The following is a 19,392-nucleotide window of genomic DNA, read 5'->3' on the forward strand; positions in this document are numbered from 1 at the left end:
CCGCGTCCGGTTCCCAGGGGAATCCGAAGGCGAGGGCCTTCCGGCAGTTCAGGACTGCAGAGCCGGTGAGGGCTACTTGCCTGCGACTACGTCGAGTTCGATCACAGCGGCAACGTCGTCATGCAGACGAACGTTGGCCTGGTAGGAACCGACCGACTTGATGTGCGTCGGCAGTTCAACCTTGCGCTTGTCGATGCGGCCAAGGCCAGCGGCCTCAACAGCGTCGGCCACGTCGCCCTGCTTGACGGTGCCGAACAGGCGTCCGGTCTCGCCAGCCTTGACAACGAGCTTGACCGGCTTGGAGGAGAGTGCAGCGGCCTGCTTCTGAGCGTCTTCCAGGGAAGCGTGCTCGCGGGCGGCGCGGGCAGCCTTGATGGACTCAACCTGCTTCTCGCCACCCTTGGACCAGGTCAGAGCGAAGTTGCGGGGCAGCAGGTAGTTACGTGCGTAACCGTCCTTGACCTCGACAACATCGCCTGCAGCACCGAGACCGGTTACTTCGTGGGTCAGAATGAGCTTTGCCATGTTAGTTAATCCCTTCCTTAGCCGCGGCCAGCGCCGGAGTAAGGCAGCAGAGCAACTTCGCGGGCGTTCTTGATTGCCTGGGCGATCTTGCGCTGTTCCTGCACCGTGACGCCAGTGACGCGACGGGCGCGGATCTTTCCGCGGTCGGAGATGAACTTGCGCAGCAATGCTACGTCCTTGTAGTCGATGACAGTGATGTCAGCGGCCTTCAAGGGGTTGGACTTTGGTTTGGGCTTACGGAGTTCAGCCTTAGCCATCGTGGAGCTCCTATTCGATGGAGCCCGTGGATATTGATCCACGGGATGGTGGTGATCCGACGGCGGTCAGCGCCCGTCCGCCTTGCGGCGTCCCGGCGGGTTCAGTCGTCGAACCTTAGATGTTTTTAGAAGGGAGGTTCGGAATCCGGGCCGTTGCCCCAGCCGCCGCCTGCATTGCTGACACCGGGCGTGGCCCAAGGGTCATCCTGCTGCTGTGCGGGCTGGTTGCCGCCCCAGGTTCCGCCCGAGTTGCCGCCGCCCTGGTTTCCACCAGAGCCGCCACCGAAGCCGCCGCCGCTGTTGCCGCCGCCGAAGCCACCCTGGGCGCCGTTGCCGGCGCCCCCACCGCCGGAGCGCTGGGTGCGGTTGACCTTGGCGTTGGCGTAGCGCAGGCTGGGGCCGATTTCATCGACCTCAAGCTCGATAACGGTGCGCTTCTCGCCTTCTTTGGTTTCGTAGGAACGGCTCTTCAGTCGGCCGGAAACAATCACGCGCATGCCCTTGGTCAGGGATTCGGCGACGTTCTCGGCCGCCTCACGCCACACCGACGCGCGGAGGAACAGGGTTTCCCCGTCCTTCCACTCATTGGACTGGCGGTCGAACGTGCGGGGAGTAGAAGCGATGGTGAAATTCGCTACTGCCGAACCTGACGGTGTAAACCTCAGTTCGGGGTCACTGGTGAGATTACCGATGACCGTAATAGTGGTTTCGCCTGCCATCTACTGCCTCCTTGTTCGTTCCTGCGGGGTGAAGAATGAAAATCGGGAGCTGAAATTACTCAGCAACGACCTTCTGCACTTCGGGGCGGGTGATCTTGGTGCGCATGATGGTCTCATTGAGGCTCAGCTGGCGATCAAGTTCCTTGGCGGTAGCCGGCTCAGCGGTGAAGTTCACCACGGCGTAGATACCTTCAGACTTCTTCTGGATTTCGTAGGCCAGGCGACGGCGGCCCCAGATGTCAACCTTTTCGATGGTTCCACCATCGGTCGTGATGACGTTCAGGAACTTCTGAAGCGTTGGCTCAACGGTACGCTCTTCGACCTCGGGGTCGATGATTACCATCAATTCGTAAGGACGCATATGTGAACCCACCTCCTTTGGGCTAAGCGGTTACGGCATTTCCGTAACAGGAGGTTCATTTGCGGTGCCATGTGCCCGCATTGCTCCCAGGAACGGGGGCAGGGCGCAGCACAGACTTCAACAGCTTAGTGCATCAGGACCGGATTCCGCGATTCCATGCCGGTCCAGCGTAGGCCCGGCCAGCTCGGCCACGGCAGCCAAACCGGCCCCCATGTGGACAACCCTGTGCCATGATCGGGGAATGAAACCCGGATCCCCGATTAGCGGCAGTTCCCGGCCGAGCCGGCGCAGTCGGCTGCGACTGGCGGTTATGCTCCTCGCCGGGTTGCTGGCGGCCACGGCGACCGGCCTGTCAGGACACTGGGTAGAGGCTCCCGCTGTCGGCTGGGGCACAGCCTCGTTGACCTATGTCGTCTGGGTCTGGCTGGTGATCGGCAGGTTGGATCCGACCGAGACCCGGGCGCATGCGACCGCGGAAGATCCAGCACGCGGCATCACCGACCTGCTGATTCTGGCGGCCAACGTCGCCAGTCTCGGCGCGGTGGCCGTCGTCGTCGTTGCTTCCCACGCCAACGACGGCGGGTCCCGCTTCGGCGGCGGGCTCCTGGCGCTGGCATCGGTAGCCCTGTCCTGGCTGCTGGTGCAGACGCTGTTCACGCTGCGATACGCAGAGCTCTACTACAGCACAGGGGGGAAGGCCGGCGCGGCAGTGGGCGGCATCGACTTCAACCAGGAACGCCCGCCGCAGTACACCGACTTCGCCTACCTCGCCACCAGCCTCGGCATGACCTACCAGGTCTCCGACACCGCCCTGCAGAACCACGGCGTCCGGGCCGAAGCGCTCAAACACAGCCTGCTGTCCTACCTCTTTGGCACCGTCATCCTGGCCACGACAATCAGCCTCGTGGTCAGCCTGGCCTTCTGAGGGCTTATGCCGCGGTCCGGAAGAACAGCTTCGTCACACTCGCGAGCCGGTAGGGGTCCTCCACGCCGCAGAGTTCCCGGGCCGAGTGCATCGAGAGCAGGGGCACGCCGACGTCGACCGTCCTGATGCCGAGGCGGGTGGCGGTCAGCGGGCCGATCGTGGAGCCGCACGGCATCACGTTGTTGGAGACGAATTCCTGGTACGGGATACCCGCGTCCGCGCACAGCCGGGCCCAGAGGGCGGCGCCGGTGGCGTCCGTGGCGTAGCGCTGGTTGGCGTTGATCTTCAGCAGCGGGCCGCCGTTCAGGGCCGGCCGGTTGGCCGGATCGTGCCGTTCGGCATAGTTGGGGTGGACGGCATGCCCGGCGTCGGCGGACACACAGAACGACGCCGCAAACGCCTGCCGCCGCTGGCTCGCCGATGCTCCCAGTCCGTCGGATATGCGTACCAGCACGTCTTCGAGGAGGGGCCCGCTCGCGCCGGACCGGGAGGCGGAGCCGATCTCCTCATGGTCGAATGCGGCCAGCACGGCAATGTGAGCGCCGGCCGGCAGCGGCGCGGCGGCGTGGGCGATGAGCGCGGTGAGCCCGGCGTGGGTCGCCGACAGGTTGTCCAGCCGGCCGGACGCAAAGAACTCGCCCCTCGCGCCGAACACGGCCGGGGCCTGGGTGTCCGCGATGACGACGTCGTAGCCGCCAATCAGGGCAGCGTCCACGTCCGCGCCCGGAACCCGGTCCGCCAACAGGCCGAGCAGGTCTTCTCCGGCCGGGTCGCCGAGGCCGTAGACGGGGTTCATGTGCTGCTGCTTGTCCAGGGCCAGCCCCTCGTTCACGGCGCGGTCCAAGTGGATGGCCAGCTGCGGGAAACGCAGCAGCGGCCCGGTGGCCGTGAGGTGCTGGGTGCCGTCCCGCATCACCAGGCGGCCGGCGAGCTGCAGTTCGCGGTCCAGCCAGGAGTTGAGCAACGGGCCGCCATAGACCTCCACGCCGGCCTGCAGCCAGCCGAATTTTCCGGTGGTGGGTTTGGGCTTGAGCTTGAAGGAGGGCGAATCGGTGTGGGCGCCGAGGATGTTGAATCCGGTGGTCGGACCGGCCGTCTCCGGCGTGACCCAGGCGATGACCGCGCCGTCCCGGACCACGTAGAAGTTTCCAGCGCCGGCGGCCGCGTCCCAGGCCCGCAGTTCGTCGAGGGCGGTGAATCCTGCCTGGTCCAGCCGGCGGGCGGCCTCGTGGACGGCGTGGAAGCTCGACGGCGACGCGGTGACGTACGCGCCGAGGTCCTGGATGTGGGCTGCGGCGCTGGACTCTGAAGGCATGGCTCCGAGTCTAGCGCCGTGGCGCGGGCGGAGGGCCCCTACACGGTGACGTTGAGTCCGGCCGTGTATCCGCCGGACACCGCCCCCGACATCGTGGCCAGCTGGTAGACGCCGCCGTCGTTGCCGAAGACATTGTCCGACTTCAGCGTGGTCCCGGGGAAGTTCCGGGCGCTGGATTCGTAGCCGGACGAGGCATAGACCTCGTTGCAGGCGGCGTCGGTCAGCGCGATCTGGGACACCGCGAGGACCTGCCCGGCCGCCGTCGCGTTGTTCATGGAATCGAAGACTTCGAAGTGGATGTGTGGCCAGCGGCCGCTGTACGCGCCGGGGAAGATGGTCTGGAAGGTGACCTGGCCGTTGGCGTCGGCCTCCTGGACGCCGCGGAGGTAGTTCTCGTTCTTCAGTCCGGCGTCGTACATGGAGTACTTTCCGTCCTTGTCGCAGTGCCAGGCGTAGACGGCGGCCCCGGCCAGGGGCGTACAGCCATTGGCGTTGTCGAGCAGGGTCAGCGTGACGGTAAGCGGCACACCGCCGGCCTTGGCACTGGAGGTCCCGAAGCTGGAGGTGATGTCCTGCCGGACCACGCCCGATGCGGCCAGTACGTTGGGGCCGTTGGAGCCGTCGCCGGGGTAGGGTCCCGCCGTTTCCTGGGGTATTTCGACACCGCACTCGGCGATGGCCCGCGTCAGTGTGGGCGAGACGGAGGGGGTGCTGCTGGCGGCCGCAGTTCCGGAGGATGCCGGCGTCAACGCCGTCGCAGCGGCCGTGGCGGACGCGCCTCCTGTGGCGGAGCCGCCCGGGCTGCAGGCTGCCAGGGCGGCGGCCGTGCCGGCGCCGAGGAACATGCCCAGCGAGCGGCGGCTCAGCAGGGTGGAGAGGTCGAATTCGAGGCCGCGGTCGTGATTGGGGTGCGGCTCGTGCGGTAGCTGCGGAGTAGTGGTCATGCGTCCATGGAACCCCGCGGTGCTATGCCCCCACTAGGCCCTTGCTGTGTGGCCGCTGTGGTCTGCGCGGGAACGGCCGGGGCGGGGGCTGGCCGGGGCGGGGGACATGCCCTCCGCGTGCGCCCAAGTCCGGACATGTCCCCTCTGCCCCGCGGGACATGCCCTCCCTGGCGGCGGCGGGTGGACATAATACCCATATGTCCAATGCCACGCATCAGGACTGGGCATGTCCCGCGGTGCCGACGAAAGCGCAGGCCCTCCGTGAGCTACGACGCCGGGCCGGCACCCACGGTGACGTCTTGAGCCGGCGCCACCGTCTCGGCGGGCACGGTCTCGGCGGGCGCTGTCTCGGCGGTCTCAGCGGCAGGTGTCTTCCCGCCATTCTTGCGGTAGCGCCAAAGGCCGATACCGACCACGACGGCGGCCAGGGCCAGGGAGAGCAGCAGCGATTCGCGGGTGGTATCCAGGATGACCATGCCGACCAGCAGCGCCACGATACTGATGATGGCCACCCAGGTCAGGTAGGGGAAGAGCCACATCTTCAGCTGGAGGTCCTTGGCCGCCGCACCCATCCGGCGGCGCAGGATCAGCTGCGAGCCGGCGATCACGAGCCAGACGAACAGGGCGATGGCCCCTGAGGTGTTGACCAGGAACAGGAACACGGTGTCCGGGGCGATGTAGTTCAGTCCCACGGTGACGAAGCCCACCACGGTGGAGGCCAGGACGGCGGCCGCGGGAACACCGCGCTTGGAGATCCGCATCCAGGACCGCGGCGCGTCGCCGCGGCGGGAGAGCGAGAACAGCATCCGGCTCGCGGTGTACAGGCCGGAGTTGAGGCAGGACAGCACGGAGGTCAGCACGACGATGTCCATGATGGTGCCGGCCCCGGGGATGCCGAACAGTTCGATGACGGCAACATACGGGCTCTTGGCCACGGAGGCGGAGTTCCAGGGCAGCAGGGTGACCACGACCGCAATGGAGCCGATGTAGAAGACGAGGATGCGCCAGACGGTGGACTTCACGGCCTTCTTGACCGCATCGACCGGGTTTTCGGATTCCCCGGCGGCGATGGTGGCGATTTCAGCACCAAAGAAGGAGAACACGACCACGAGGATGCCCGCCAGCACGGCGCCCGGCCCGTTGGGCATAAAGCCGCCGTTTTCGAGCAGGTTGCTCACTCCGGGGGCCGGAACGCCCGGGATGAGGCCCAGGATGGCCGCGACGCCGAAAAGCAGGAACAGCGCGATTGCCGCGACCTTGATGGAGGCGAACCAGAATTCGAACTCACCGAAGGACTTCACCGAGCCCAGGTTGGTCAGCGTCAGGAGCACCATGAGCAGCAGCGCCCAGACCCACTGGTCGATGCCGGGCACCCAGCGGTGCATGATCGCCGCGCCCGCCGTCGCCTCGATGCCCAGCACAATGATCCAGAACCAGGCATAAAGCCAGCCGATGCTGAACCCCGCCCAGCGGCCCAGGGCCTTGTCAGCGTAGGTCGAGAACGAGCCGGTTTCGGGGTTCGCCGCGGCCATCTCGCCAAGCATCCGCATGACCAGGATAACGACGAGTCCCGCCGCAGCGTAGGCGACCAGGATGCCCGGGCCCGCCTGCTGGATCGCGGCGCCGGAGCCGACAAACAGGCCGGCACCAATCACCCCCGCGATGGCGATCATGGACAGATGCCTGGGTTTCAGGGACTTGGAGAGCTGCTGGTCAGCCTGCATGAAGCGCCGTCCTTCGTGGATTGTTTGGATCCGCGGTGGATCGTGAAAACTTGTGTGGCGGACCACATTGACGTCTCACAGTAGACCCGGCAGGGAAGCGTCCGTTCTGTGCAATCCCACAAATGACGGGCCGGCATTGCGGGCACAGGTCCAGGAAATGGGCGCAGGAGGCAAAGGATGTTGCCTCACAGGCAATTCCGAAATGTGCCTGAAACCACTGCTTCAGGCTCCCGCGGAGCGGGCCGCCCCTTTGACTCAGTAGTCCGGGTTGCTCGGCACCACCAGGCCGGTCTCGTAGGCGTAGACCACCGCCTGGACCCGGTCACGCAGGTGGAGCTTGCTGAGGATCCGCCTCACGTGCGTCTTGACGGTGGCTTCGGAAAGGAAGTACCGGTGCGCAATCTCGGCGTTCGAGAGCCCCTCGGCCATCGCCCCGAGCATCTCGGCCTCGCGCGCGGTGAGGTCCTCCAGCAGCGGATCCTTGGCCGGCCTGGCCCCGGCGGGGGATCCCGGTCCGGCGGCGTCCCCGGACCCGGAAGGCGCCCACGCCCCGGGCATGCCCCCGGCCCCGCCCGTGCCGGCCCCGTTGCCGGCCCCGTTGCCGCGGACATACTCTTCCAGCAGCCGCCGGGTGACCCGCGGCGCCACCACTGCGTCCCCGCTCGCCACCACGCGGACGGCGCTGATCAGTTCGGCCGGCGCCACGTCCTTGAGCAGGAAGGCCGAGGCCCCGGCCTGGAGTCCGGCGAAGGCGTATTCATCCAGGTCGAAGGTGGTGAGGATGATGACCTTGGCGTGGGCGCCGGATGCGGTGATCGCCCGGGTGGCCTCGATCCCGTCCAGCACCGGCATCCGCACGTCCATCAGCACGACGTCGGGGGCGAGGTCCCGGACCTGGCCCACGGCTTCGCCACCGTCGGAGGCCTCGCCCACAACGCTCAGGTCATCCTCTCCTTCCAGGATCAGGCGGAAGCCCATCCTCAGGAGCGGCTGGTCGTCCGCCAGCAGGATGCGGATCGGTCCGGTCCCGGTCATCGGTTCCCCTTCACTCATGTGCCCTCACTTCCCGTTGTCGCCGTTCCAGTGCAACACGGCGTGCACTCGCCAGCCGTGCTCGGCGCTGCGTCCCGCCTCGACGGCGCCCGCGTAGATGCGGGCCCGCTCCAGCATTCCGGCGAGGCCCTGGCCGGTGCCGACGGACCCCGAATCCCGTGCCCATTCCGCTGCCGCGCCGTCCGAACCTACTGAGCCCTTGCCGTCGTCGACGACGTCGATGGTGACCGTGGATCCGTCCCGGACAACCGCCACGTCCACCCGCCCCAGGGAACGGCCGTAACGCAATACGTTCGTGAGTGACTCCTGCACGATCCTGTACACCGTCAACTGGAACGCCGCGTCCTCCGGCAGCGACGGTCCGGTGTGCGAATAGTGCAGCGGGAGGCCCGCGGTGCGGAAACCTTCCAGGAGTTTGCCCAGGTTGTCCCCTGCCACGAGCGGCTCACGCGGAGCCTGCCCGGGAGACGCGTCGTCGCGCAGCACCCCGAGGACGCGGCGCATATCCGCCAGGGCGGTGCGGCCGGTGCGGGAGAGTTCGCCGAGCACTTCCGCCGCCCGCGCCGGGTCCTTCTTGAGCACGACGGCGGCCCCGTCCGAAAGGCTGATCATCACCGTGAGGGAATGCGCCACGACGTCGTGCATCTCGCGGGCGATTCGGTTCCGTTCCGTGACTGACGCGAGCCGCCCTGCCCTCGCTGCCCAGGCTGCAATCTCGTGCTCGTGCGCGCGCCGCTGCCGGACCGAGACGCCGATTCCGGTGGCGATGACATTGGAGAGGGCAATGCTGACGCAGGCCGCGATGCTGCTGATCAGCTGGAAGTTCTCCGGGGTGTTCATACCCATGTCCGGCAGCCGCCCGTCCAGCGGGCCGACGGCCAGCCGGACGTACAGCAACACCAGCGGCGCTGTGGCCGCCGCGAGGCATCCCAGGGCGAAACGCCGGCTGCGCGCCACCGCCACCGCGTAGAGCGCAAACCACAGCCCGGCGGAGATGTTGGAGCCCCAGGGGTGCAGCAGGGTCACGCCGGCTTCCAGCGCAGCAACCACGGCTACCACGGGTACCGGATGGCTCCGCCGGAACGACAGCGCCGCCGCGGCTGCAGCCAGCAGCACGGCCGCCGGCCAGACGCCGTCGTGCACTGATTCCACGGCTGTGGGGATGACCAGGAACAGGTAGCAGGCCACCACAACGGCATCCATGGCCCGCGGACGCTGGAACAGGTAGCGCCGGATTCTGCCCCGCCGCCGGGCGGTGATTTCAGCAAAGGACGCGTCAGCCTGGCTGGCTGGCGCGTCCTTCACAGCAACTGCATCGATCATGCTCTGAGCCTAGACGGTGAGTCCGCGGGCCTAGACGTCCCGCTTTTTCAGCAGCACGGCGGCCAGGACCACCGGGATAACTACCCAGGCGCCCAGCACCAGGGCGGCCTGCCAGGCTTCCAGGGTGTCCGGGACGTGCTGCACAGCTGTCATCGGGTCGACCGTGTTGCCGGGCAGGTACTTGCGGGCCTGGACGAAGAAATCGCCCGGAATCAGCTGGAAGGCGATCGGTGCCACGAAGAACAGCCCGACCAGGCTCATGATGCCGCCGGCTGAGTTGCGGATGAGCGAGCCCAGGGCCATGCCGATCGCGGCAACGGCCGCGACGTAGAGGCTGTTGACGAGCAGCATCTTGACCGACTGCGAGCTGGAGAGGTCCAGCTTGAGGCCGTAGTTGTCCAGGATCGGCAGCGACACCAGGCCGGCCAGAAATACGGAGGCTGCGGTGAGGACGAACGCCGTCACCATGACCACGAGCAGTTTGGCGGCGAACGCCGGGATCCGCTTCGGGACGGCCGCGAAGGTGGAGCGGGCCATGCCCGTGGTGAACTCGGAACTCATCAGCAGCACACCAAGGGAGCCTAGGATCAACTGGGCGAACGCGATGCCGGAGGTGGGAACGCCGACGGCGAGGTCCCCGCCCTGGGCGGCGAAGGCAGCGGCCGCCTGCGGATCTCTGGACGCCGCCTCGGAGAACTGTCCCGTTCCCCAGGCGGAGAGGGCGCCGAAGCCCACGACGACGAGGACGGTGCAGCCGAGCAGGATCAGGGTGGACAGGAGGGTGCGGAACTTGATGAATTCCGAATTCAGCACGCGCAGGAAGCTGGGCCCCGGGCCGGTGCTGGTTCCCGGCAACGTGCCGGCGGTGTGGCCGGCGGCGTGCGTGCCGCGGCGGGAGGGATCAAGGGTGGTGGAGCTCATGGCTTAGTTGCCTCCGGACTGGACGGGGGCGGCGGCGCCCGTGGCGATCAGCGAGTGGTATTCGACCTCATCCTTGGTCAGTTCCATGTAGGCCTCCTCAAGGCTGGCCTGAAGCGGGGTGAGTTCGTAGATCATGACGTGGCCGTCCAGGGCTGCGCGGGCAATCCGGCGCGGGTCCAGGCCCGTGACCTCGAGCAGTTCATTGTCCTGCAGTTCCACGGAGACGCCGTCGCCGGCGAGCAGGTGCATCAGCTGGTCCGGCTGGTCGGTGCGGACGCGGGTGCGGATCCGGCCCTTGCCGTTGATGATGTCCTGGATCGGCGCGTCGGCGATGATCCTGCCGCGGCCGATCACGATCAGGTGGTCCGCGGTGACGGCCATTTCGCTCATCAGGTGGCTGGAGAGGAACACGGTGCGGCCCTCGGACGCCAGATGCCTGACGAGATTGCGGACCCAGACAACACCCTCGGGATCCAGGCCGTTGACCGGCTCGTCCAGGATGACGGTCTGCGGGTCGCCCAGGAGCGCGGCGGCGATGCCGAGCCGCTGTCCCATGCCGAGCGAGAAGCCGCCGACCTTCTTTTTGGCCACATCGGCCAGGCCCGTCATTTCGATGACTTCGTGCACGCGTCGCTTGGGAATGCTGTGGGTGGCGGCCATTGCCAGGAGGTGGTTGTAGGCCGAGCGGCTCGTGTGGACTGCCTTGGCGTCGAGCAGCGCGCCGACGTCGCGCAGCGGGGCGGCGTGCTGGGCGAACGGGGTGCCGTTGACGGTGACGGTGCCCGACGTCGGCCGGTCCAGCCCCATGATCATGCGCATGGTGGTGGACTTGCCGGCTCCGTTCGGGCCCAGGAAGCCGGTGACCCGGCCGGCTTCGACGGTGAAGTTGACCCCGGCGACGGCGGTCTTGTCGCCGTAGACTTTGGTCAGGCCTCGTGCTTCGATCATGGAAGCGTTCCTTTAGCTAGCGGTGGGTTGGCGTACACACCACGCTACCGAGCCGGAGACCTAAATTCGCCGGTCTCAGGGATGATTCAGGGTCGGTTCAGGGTAGTCCGGGAGGATGACGGGGCGGGCTGTCAGGATGCCGGCGAGTAGTAGGTCAGGGCGCCGGGCAGGACTGAGAATTCCACGCCGCGCACCCCCGGCATGACTTCGCCGTCCACCGCGAGGACCATCGTCGTGTCCCCCGGTTCGACCCGGATACCCCTGGCTTCACTGAGGTGCGTGATCCCGGAGGTGGCGACGGTCCCGGTCAGCACGGACCACAGCAGCCGGAGCCGGGCGAAGGATTCGTCTGCGGTGATCATCCTGAGGTCGAGGACACCGTCGTCCAGGACCGGCCGGACCAGGGGGGCGTGGTCGCGGGGGTAGTAGCGGCCGCGACCGATGTAGAGGATCCAGAGTTTGTGCCGCACGCCGTCGACGACCAGGGTGGTGGGCGTCCCCGCGGCGAAGGTCCGGAACATGGCGACCACGCCGGCCAGGGGTTTGCCGAGGGCCGGCTGGAGCAGTTCGCGCCGGCGGACCAGGTTGGGGTAGAGGCCGATGCTGGCGGTGTTCAGCATGGTCAACTGCACCTGCTCGGGCCTGCCGGGAAGGCCGCGTTCCACGGCCACCCGGCCCAGATCCGCCCGCGCCGCCTCGCCGCGGGAGGCGGCTGCAACGGCGGCCGTGAGGGTGGGGGTCCCGGCGTCGCGGGCGAAATGGTTGAGCGTTCCCCCCGGGAGGACCAGGAGCGGGAGGGAATGTTCGACGGCGGCCGCTGCCGCCGTGCCGACCGTTCCGTCCCCGCCCCACACACCCAGGGCCACGACTCCGGGCCGGCTGGCGACCCGCGAGATCCCCGCTGCAAGATCCTCATCCTGGCCAAATTCCTGTATATACGCCTTGGGGAATACCTTTTGGAGGGCCGCTGCGGTCTCTTCCGCATACGATCCGCCCAGGGTGTTGACCGCGATCCCCAGGCCCTCGCCCTCCGGGAGCTCCGCGGCCTTCACGGCGGTCCGCCGGACCTCGGGGTAGGGCGGCCGGACCGGCCACCATTTCCGCGTCATCAGGGCCGCCCCGGCCCCGATCGCCGATCCAAAGACAACATCGGAGGGCCAGTGCGCGCCGGTGTGGACCCGGGAGTAGGCCACGCCCGCTGCGAGGGGGGCCAGCGCGGCGCCGAGCGCCGGCCGCACGAGGCCCACCCCGAGGGTGAACGCCACGGCCGAGGCGGAGTGCCCCGAGGGCATCGAGGAGCTTGTGGGCTGGGGATGGACAAACCGGAAGGCCGGCAGGTTCTCCGGCAGCGGGCGGGCGCGAGGCAGCAGCGTCTTGAAGCCCACATTCGTCACCGCAGAGGCCACGGCCTGGGCCAGCACCCCGTGGAGGGCGGCCCGCCGTGTCCGCCCGGGGAAGAATGCCATCCCGGCGGCGATGCCGAACCAGAGCTTGCCCTTGTTCGCCGCGGCGGAAAGCCGCCGGAAGAACTCGTCATGGTGGCCCCCGGGGAAGTCGGAAATGGCGCGTACAAGTTTCCGGTCCAGCTTCCCCAGCCGTCGCGGCGCTTTCCTCAGCATGCTGCGCATCCGACCACCTTACTGCCAGGGCGGGCCGGAAACATACGCCGGAAGCCTAGCCGGCGCGCAATGGTTTCGCGGCGCCGGCGAGCAGCAGTGCACCAAGAATGGGAAGCATGATGGTCAGCAGCGCCACCCGGATTCCCACGAGGTCGCCGAGGTAGCCCAGCAGCGGCGGCCCGGCCAGGAAGGCGATGTACCCGATCGTGGAGACGACCGACACGCGGGCGGCGGCGTATCTGGGATCGTCAGCCGCGGCCGACATGCCCATCGGGAACGCGAGGGCAGCCCCGGCTCCCCAGAGCACCGCGCCGGCCGTGGCCAACCAGAGGTTGCCTGCCAGCACGAAGAGCCCCAGCCCGGCCGCGGCGGCGGCCATGCTGGCACGGAGCACCGCCACCCGGCCGTAGACGTCGATCGCCCGCCCGCCGAAGAAACGCACCGCGGTCATGGCCAGGACAAAGACCGCAAACAGCAGCGCACCGGTGGATTCCGAGGCCTCCAGTCCGTCGACGGCGGCTTTCGCGATCCAGTCATTGCCGGCGCCCTCGGTGAGGGTAGCCCCCAACACCACCACGCCAATCAGCAGCGTCCGCCCGTCCCGCCAGGCCGAGCGGACCTTGGGTTCCTTCGGCTCCCCGGCTTGCGGCGCGGGTGCCGGGGTGTGCGGCAGGAAATAGCGCGGGGCAAAGAGTGTCAGCACGGCGACGACGGCGGCGATCACCAGCAAGTGCGCCGGGAGGCCGACCCCGAGTCCCGCCAGGCCGGCGCCAATCAGGGCGCCCAGGAACGCGCCGCCACTGAAAGCGGCGTGGAACTGCGGCATGATGGTGCGCCCGAGCTGGTGTTCGACGTCGGCGCCTTCGATGTTCTGGGACACATCCCAGAGCCCGACTCCCATGCCGAAGAAGAACAGGGCAATGGCCGTTCCCGGAACGGACTCCGCCAGCAGCGCCAGCGAGACACCGACGCCGGCCACGGCGGCGAGGAGGCCGGCGCCCCGCACCGCGTTGGCCGTCCCGATCCGTCCCACCACGGCACCGGCGGTGGGCAGCGCGATCAGGGACCCTGCCGCCACGCACAGCAGCAGGGTTCCCATCTGCCCCGAGGAGATGTGCAGGATGTCCGTCACCGCGGGGATGCGGGCGGCCCAACTGGCGAACACGAGCCCGTTGATCCCAAAAATCAGGAAGGTCGCCGCGGCAGCGGCCTTGAGCTGCGGACGGGTTGCTGTCTTGGTCATACGATCACTGCTTCCACCGAGTGTTGGGCGAGCTGGGCAAGCTCTTCGGGACTGAAATGCCGGTCCGTCACGAGCACGTCCACGGCATCGAGGGACGCGACGAGCGCGACGGCACTGGCGTTCCATTTGCTGCCGGAGCAGGCGACTATTACCCGGCCCGCGGATTCCAGTCCGGCGCGTTTCACGGCCGCATCGTCCAGGTCGTGGGCCAGCAGTCCGTCCCGGAGGTTCAGGGCGCAGGGCGTGACCACGGCCGTATCGAACCGCAGGGAACGGATGTTGGATTCCGTCATGGGCCCGCGGAAGGACTGTTCCCCGGCGATCAGGCTCCCCCCGGGCAACAGGAGTTCGGGCCGCCGGCCGGCGGCCGGGCAACCTTCGGCCAGTACGTTGACGGCCCGCAACGACATCGGCATCAGGGTCAACTCCCGGTGCCGCAACTGGCGGGCCACCTCGGTGGCCGTGGTGCCGCTGTCCAGCCAGACATGCCCGCGGTCCTCGAGCAGGGCGGCAACGCCCGTTGCGATCCGCACCTTCACGGTGTGGTCTTCGAGTTCGCGCTGCCCGTACTCGGGGTTCCCGCCGCGCAGCACGAGGCTGCGGGCGCCGCCGTGGACCCGTCTGAGGACGCCGTGGAGTTCCAGGACATCAAGGTCGCGCCGGATCGTGGCACCCGAGGCGCCGCATTCGGTCGCGAGCTCGTCTACCGTCACATGCTCCCGATGGCGCAGCAGGTCACCAATGCGCCGGTGTCGCTCCTCAGTACTCATGTACAAATGCTAAAGGCAGGTGATCATTTAATCATTTCCTGCGCAAATGTGGCCCGCCGGCAGAGCAGACAGCAACGCGGGGTCACATCGCGCCCGTCCTGGACCTCCGGATGGGCGCGATGTGACCCCGCGTTGCTGTGGATTAGCGGGTGAGCTCCTCCAGCAGCTCCAGCACGTGCCGGTACTGGGCGCCCGTGGCCCGCGTCATACCCAGTTCGCAGGTCCTGTTGCACGAGGCGTGGGCGGCGGCGCCCATCTCCACCACTTCCGCAGCCTGTTTCGCGGTCGCCGATTCCGTCAGTTCGGGGTGCAGCATGCCCCGGTCGCCGGCGAACGCGCAGCAGCCCCAGTTTTCCGGGATCTCAACCCGCTCGGCCACGGCTCCGGCGACGGCACCCAGCGCGTCGTTGAGTCCCATTCGGGTGGACGAACAGGTGGGGTGCAGTGCCAGGGACTCCAGCTTCCCGTGGCCGGGCAACCTGGGCAGGATCTGTTCAGCGGCGAAGTCCACGGCGTCCACCATGCGCAGGGCCCGCTGCCCTGCCGCGGGTACCTCCGATTCCACGGCCTGGCGCAGGCCCTCGGTGCAGGAGGAAGCGTCGCACACGATCGGAAGTTCGCCGTCCCGCGTTGCCTCCCGGAGGGCGGCGAGGGTCTTCTCCCGCATCGTTGTTTGGCCAGCTGCCATCCCCTTGGAGGACCAGGGCGTACCGCAGCACAGGCCGTCGATCCCGGCCGGCACCAGAAGGGTGAGCCCGGCCCGGGCACAGAGCTGTTCGAAGCTGTACTGGACGCCGCCTCCTGCTGCGTCCGGACCTGCTCCTGCGGGTCCGAACATCGTGCCGACACACGCGGGGAAGTAGACGGCGTCAACATCGCCTGCCGGCGCCGGACGCTTCCGCACCGAACCGCCGCCCGGCAGTTCGGCGGAATACAGCGGCACGGTATCTTTCCCGAGCACTGCCCGCGCTGCCTTGTTGGGCGGTGCGATGGCGGCGGCCGGGAGCTTGTTGACGACCGTCAGCGCCAGGGACGCGCCCCGGGTGACACCGTCCCAGTGCCTGGCGGCGGCGTTCCAGGCGCCGTTGGCGAGCGGACCGGCGTCGGCCTTCCGCAGGGTTTTCACGAGCGATCCGGTGTTGATGTCCACCGGGCAGGCGGTCTGGCACATCCCGTCCGCGGCGCAGGTGTCCACGGACTCGTACTCGTAGTCCTTTTCCAGCTCCTTGACCAGCGCCGTGTCCCCGGCCAGCCGTGCGGATTCGATGGCGCGCAGGGTGACGATGCGCTGCCGCGGCGTCAGGGTGATGTCCTTGCTGGGGCACACCGGCTCGCAGTAGCCGCAGGAGACGCAGCGGTCCACTTCCTCGGCGACGGGCGGCGCCGTCTTGATGTGCCGCAGGTGCGCCAGCGGGTCATCATCCATCAGCACGCCCGGGTTGAGCATGGCGGCGGGGTCGAAAAGCTGTTTGATGGTGCGCATGACGTCGTAGAGCTCATCGCCGTATTGCCGGCGGACGAACGGTGCCATGACGCGCCCGGTCCCGTGCTCCGCCTTCAGCGAGCCGCCCTCGGCCAGGACCAGCTCCACCATGTCCTCTGTGAAGGCACTGTAGCGGTCCAGTTCGGGCGCCGTGGCGAAACCGTCCGTGAGCATGAAGTGGACGTTTCCATCCTTGGCGTGGCCGAAGATCACGCTGTTGCTGTAGCTGTATTTGTCGAAGAGCCGGATCAGTTCCCGGCAGGTGCGCCCCAGCACGGGGACCGGGACCACGATGTCTTCCAGCAGCGCGGTGGTGCCCTGGGGGCGCGCTCCGGCGACCGACGCGTAGAGCCCCTTGCGCAACTGCCAGAGCTGGCCACGTTCCCGGGTGTCGCCGGTGAACCGGGCGGGGGCGGACAGCCCGAGGCCGGGAAGAATGCCCTCGCCGTGGCGCTGGAGTTCCGCCAGCTGCCCGGCGCTGCCGGCGGAGTACTCCACGAGAAGGGCGGCATGGTCCCTGACTGCCAGATCCTGCACGACGGAGGGAGTTCCCTTGAGCGTCTGGCCCACCTTGAGGGACAGGGCGTCCATCAGCTCAACGGTGGCTGCCCCGGTCCCGACGAGGGCCGGCAGGGCTGCGTTGGCGGCCTCCAGATCCGGGAACACCAGCAGGCCCGCGGCGGCGTGCGGGAGCCGCGGGATGGTGCGGAAGACCGCCTCGGCCACGAAACCGAGAGTGCCCTCACTGCCGACGATCAGGTGGGCCATAATGTCCACCGGGCCCTGGAAGTCCAGCAGGGAGTTCAGGCCGTAGCCCATGGTGTTCTTCATGGAGAACTGCTGCCGGATCCGGCGCACGGAGTCCGCATTATTCCGGACACGCTCCGCCAGACCGGCCAGGCCTGCGTAGAGTTCCGGCTCGAGGGCACGGAGTTTCCGGTCGGCGTCGGGTGCACCGGTGTCGATCACGGTCCCGGAGGGCAGCACCACCGTCAGGGATTCCAGGGTTTGGTAGGTGTTGTCCACGGTGCCGCAGTTCATGCCGGAGGAGTTGTTGGCGACGACCCCGCCGATCGTGCACGCCGCCTCGCTCGCCGGATCAGGACCGAATTTCCGGCCGTAGCGGGCCAGCCTGGCATTAAGCGCCCGCACGGTGACGCCGGGCTGGACACGGACCCGTGCGCCGTCGTCGAGCACCTCGATGTCCCTGAAGTTGCGGCGAACGTCCACGAGCACACCGTCGGTGACCGCCTGCCCGCTCAGGCTGGTCCCGCCGGAGCGGAAGGTCAGCGGCACGCCCTGGGCGGCGCTGGCGCGCAGCAGCCCCCCGACGTCGGCGGCGCTCCGGGCCGTGACGACAGCCTGCGGGATCAGCAGGAAGTGCGAGGCATCATGGGCGTTCGCGTGCAGGTCGATCGCCCGGGTCTTCACCTGGGCGGGATCCTGCACCGCCGAGCGCAGGCCCGCCAGGTCCAGGGGCGCCATCAGGGAACCATCCAGCCGAGGACGGGGGTGGACTGCAGGAAGATCAGCACGGTGATGAGCGCCAGCAGGCCGAGGCTCCAGCCGATCAGCTTCCGGAACAGGGTTCCCTCCGCGCCGTCAAGGCCCACGGCGGCGGCGGCAACGGCCAGGTTCTGCAGCGAGAGCATCTTGCCCATCACTCCGGCGGACGAGTTGGCGGCGGCCATCAGCACCGGCGACAGGCCGGTCTGGACTGCGGCAGTGGCCTGCAGCTGGCCGAACAGGGAGTTGGAGGACGTGTCGGAGCCGGTGAGGGCGACGCCGATCCATCCGATCAGCGGCGAGAGGATGGCGAAGAAGCCGCCCGCGGAAGCCAGCGCGACGCCCAGGGTGGTGGTCTGGCCGGACAGGTTCATCACGAAGGACAGCCCCAGGACGGCGGTGACGGTGACAATCGTCCAGCGCAGCTGGACGACGGTGTCCCGGTAGATGCGGAGGGCCTGTGAAGCCGTGATCTTGTAAAGCGCCATGGTGATCAGCCCGGAAAACAGCAGCAGGGTGCCGGTCGCCTTGAGGTGGTCGAGCTTGAACTTGGTGGCGCCAACCGGCTTGCCGGCCGCATCGGTGATGTCCAGACCGGGCCAGGCGAACGTCACGCTGCCGACCTGGCCAAGCCAGGTCTTGACGACCGGGATCTGGGCCACAGAGAACACCGCGATGATGATCAGGTAGGGGGCGATCGCCATCCAGATCTGCCGGGGTTCGGGCCGGGAGTTGTCGGTCGGCACCGTGGTGCCTGCCGCAGACCCTGACGAAGAGTGGCGGGCGGCGGTCCCGGCGTCGGCGGATCCGCCGACACGGGCGGCGCTGCCTACCGCGACGGCGGCGTGCGCGGCGTCCGGGGCGTCCGGGGCGCCCTCAACGGCACCCTCCATGCCGACGATTTCCTTCGGCTGCCACACCTTCAGCATCAGCAGCACGGCCGCCACCGTCACGACGGCGGCGACAACATCGGTGAGTTCCACGGCGAAGAAGTTGGACGTGACGAACTGGGCCACGCCGAACGCGGCGCCGGCCACGAGGGCCACGGGCCAGGTCTGCTTCACGCCGCGCCGGCCGTCGACGATGAACACCAGCAGCAGCGGAACGATCAGGGCGATGAACGGCGTCTGGCGCCCGGCCATCGAGGACAGGTCATGCAGCGGCAGGCCGGTGACGCCATTCAGCGCGATGATGGGCGCGGCCATTGCTCCGAAGGCCACGGGCGCGGTGTTTGCCAGCAGCGAGACCACGGCGGACTTCAGCGGCTTCATGCCGGCGGCCATCAGCATGGCGGCGGAGATTGCCACCGGGGCGCCGAATCCGGCCAGGGATTCCAGCAGGGCGCCGAAGCAGAAGGCGATCAGGATGGACAGGATCCTCAGGTCGTTCGAGATGGAACGGATGGTCCGTCCCAGCACTTCGAACCAGGGTGTGGCCACCGTGAGCCGGTAGATCCACAGCGCGTTGACCAGGATCCACAGGATGGGGAACAGGCCGTAGAAGATGCCGGCCGCGGTGGCACTCAGGGCCTGGTTCACCGGCATCTGCCAGCCAATAGTGGCCAGCACGAGGGACAGGGCCAGGCTGGCCAGGGCCGCCTTGGGGGCCTTGACCTTGAAGACGCCCAGCAGGACGAAGAGCAGGATGAGGGGAAGCGCCGCGCAGAGGGCTGAAATCATCAGGGACCCGGCAATGGGGTCGAGGATCTGCTGAAACATGTGTCTCCAGATTGTGTTAGGCGTCACAACTCCGTGGC

The 19,392-nt window shown here is 68.0% G+C and carries 17 protein-coding genes; 1 reads left to right on the forward strand and 16 read right to left on the reverse strand.

The window, feature by feature from the left end:
* Positions 1-72: 72 nt before the first annotated feature.
* The 4 genes from rplI to rpsF all read right to left on the reverse strand — a co-directional run bounded on the left by rplI (position 73) and on the right by rpsF (position 1,862).
* Entirely contained in the window at positions 73-525 is a 453-nt protein-coding gene (gene rplI / locus QCD75_RS04590) for a 50S ribosomal protein L9 (RefSeq protein ID WP_301226159.1), read from the reverse strand.
* Positions 526-542: 17 nt separating this feature from the next.
* Complete coding sequence (rpsR, locus tag QCD75_RS04595; RefSeq protein ID WP_003800144.1) at positions 543-782, reverse strand: 30S ribosomal protein S18; 240 nt, start codon at positions 780-782, stop codon at positions 543-545.
* A 125-nt stretch (positions 783-907) separates the two neighbouring features.
* Positions 908-1,501 (reverse strand): single-stranded DNA-binding protein, encoded by a 594-nt coding sequence (locus QCD75_RS04600; protein WP_301226161.1) that lies wholly within the window; start codon positions 1,499-1,501, stop codon positions 908-910.
* A 55-nt stretch (positions 1,502-1,556) separates the two neighbouring features.
* The gene (gene rpsF, locus QCD75_RS04605) at positions 1,557-1,862 is read right to left on the reverse strand and encodes a 30S ribosomal protein S6 (RefSeq protein ID WP_024366241.1); all 306 of its coding nucleotides are present in this window, start codon (positions 1,860-1,862) and stop codon (positions 1,557-1,559) included.
* Positions 1,863-2,172: 310 nt separating this feature from the next.
* On the opposite strand from rpsF, the gene QCD75_RS04610 reads away from it, so the two are divergent.
* Positions 2,173-2,787, forward strand: a complete 615-nt coding sequence (locus QCD75_RS04610; protein WP_301226162.1) for a DUF1345 domain-containing protein — start codon at positions 2,173-2,175, stop codon at positions 2,785-2,787.
* A gap of 4 nt (positions 2,788-2,791) precedes the next feature.
* On the opposite strand, the gene QCD75_RS04615 is transcribed toward QCD75_RS04610, so the two are convergent.
* From QCD75_RS04615 to QCD75_RS04670, 12 genes are all read right to left on the reverse strand, one after another.
* Positions 2,792-4,102: a M18 family aminopeptidase gene (locus tag QCD75_RS04615; protein WP_301226163.1), complete on the reverse strand. Its 1,311-nt coding sequence runs from the start codon at positions 4,100-4,102 to the stop codon at positions 2,792-2,794.
* Between the two features lie 38 nt (positions 4,103-4,140).
* A complete protein-coding gene (locus tag QCD75_RS04620) occupies positions 4,141-5,046 on the reverse strand; it encodes an intradiol ring-cleavage dioxygenase (RefSeq protein WP_301226164.1) in 906 nt (301 codons plus the stop codon).
* Between the two features lie 266 nt (positions 5,047-5,312).
* Positions 5,313-6,770, reverse strand: coding sequence for an amino acid permease (locus QCD75_RS04625; RefSeq protein WP_301226165.1), 1,458 nt, complete (start codon positions 6,768-6,770; stop codon positions 5,313-5,315).
* Positions 6,771-7,025: 255 nt separating this feature from the next.
* Complete coding sequence (locus tag QCD75_RS04630) at positions 7,026-7,805, reverse strand: response regulator transcription factor (protein WP_301226214.1); 780 nt, start codon at positions 7,803-7,805, stop codon at positions 7,026-7,028.
* Between the two features lie 24 nt (positions 7,806-7,829).
* Entirely contained in the window at positions 7,830-9,146 is a 1,317-nt protein-coding gene (locus tag QCD75_RS04635) for a sensor histidine kinase (RefSeq protein WP_301226166.1), read from the reverse strand.
* Between the two features lie 30 nt (positions 9,147-9,176).
* The gene (locus tag QCD75_RS04640; protein ID WP_301226167.1) at positions 9,177-10,067 is read right to left on the reverse strand and encodes an ABC transporter permease; all 891 of its coding nucleotides are present in this window, start codon (positions 10,065-10,067) and stop codon (positions 9,177-9,179) included.
* Between the two features lie 3 nt (positions 10,068-10,070).
* Entirely contained in the window at positions 10,071-11,015 is a 945-nt protein-coding gene (locus QCD75_RS04645; RefSeq protein WP_301226168.1) for an ABC transporter ATP-binding protein, read from the reverse strand.
* A 131-nt stretch (positions 11,016-11,146) separates the two neighbouring features.
* Positions 11,147-12,643, reverse strand: coding sequence for a bifunctional phosphatase PAP2/diacylglycerol kinase family protein (locus QCD75_RS04650; protein ID WP_301226169.1), 1,497 nt, complete (start codon positions 12,641-12,643; stop codon positions 11,147-11,149).
* Positions 12,644-12,689: 46 nt separating this feature from the next.
* Positions 12,690-13,877: an MFS transporter gene (locus QCD75_RS04655; RefSeq protein WP_301226171.1), complete on the reverse strand. Its 1,188-nt coding sequence runs from the start codon at positions 13,875-13,877 to the stop codon at positions 12,690-12,692.
* Positions 13,874-14,647 (reverse strand): DeoR/GlpR family DNA-binding transcription regulator, encoded by a 774-nt coding sequence (locus QCD75_RS04660; RefSeq protein WP_301226173.1) that lies wholly within the window; start codon positions 14,645-14,647, stop codon positions 13,874-13,876. The genes QCD75_RS04655 and QCD75_RS04660 overlap by 4 nt, the downstream gene beginning before the upstream one ends.
* A gap of 142 nt (positions 14,648-14,789) precedes the next feature.
* Positions 14,790-17,615 carry an FAD-binding and (Fe-S)-binding domain-containing protein gene (locus QCD75_RS04665; protein WP_301226174.1) on the reverse strand — a complete coding sequence of 942 codons (2,826 nt, stop codon included), beginning with the start codon at positions 17,613-17,615 and terminating at the stop codon, positions 14,790-14,792.
* Positions 17,615-19,354, reverse strand: coding sequence for an L-lactate permease (locus QCD75_RS04670; RefSeq protein ID WP_301226175.1), 1,740 nt, complete (start codon positions 19,352-19,354; stop codon positions 17,615-17,617). The genes QCD75_RS04665 and QCD75_RS04670 overlap by 1 nt, the downstream gene beginning before the upstream one ends.
* Between the last annotated feature and the right edge of the window lie 38 nt (positions 19,355-19,392).

This window comes from Arthrobacter sp. PsM3 (assembly GCF_030433895.1).
GTDB lineage: Bacteria > Actinomycetota > Actinomycetes > Actinomycetales > Micrococcaceae > Arthrobacter.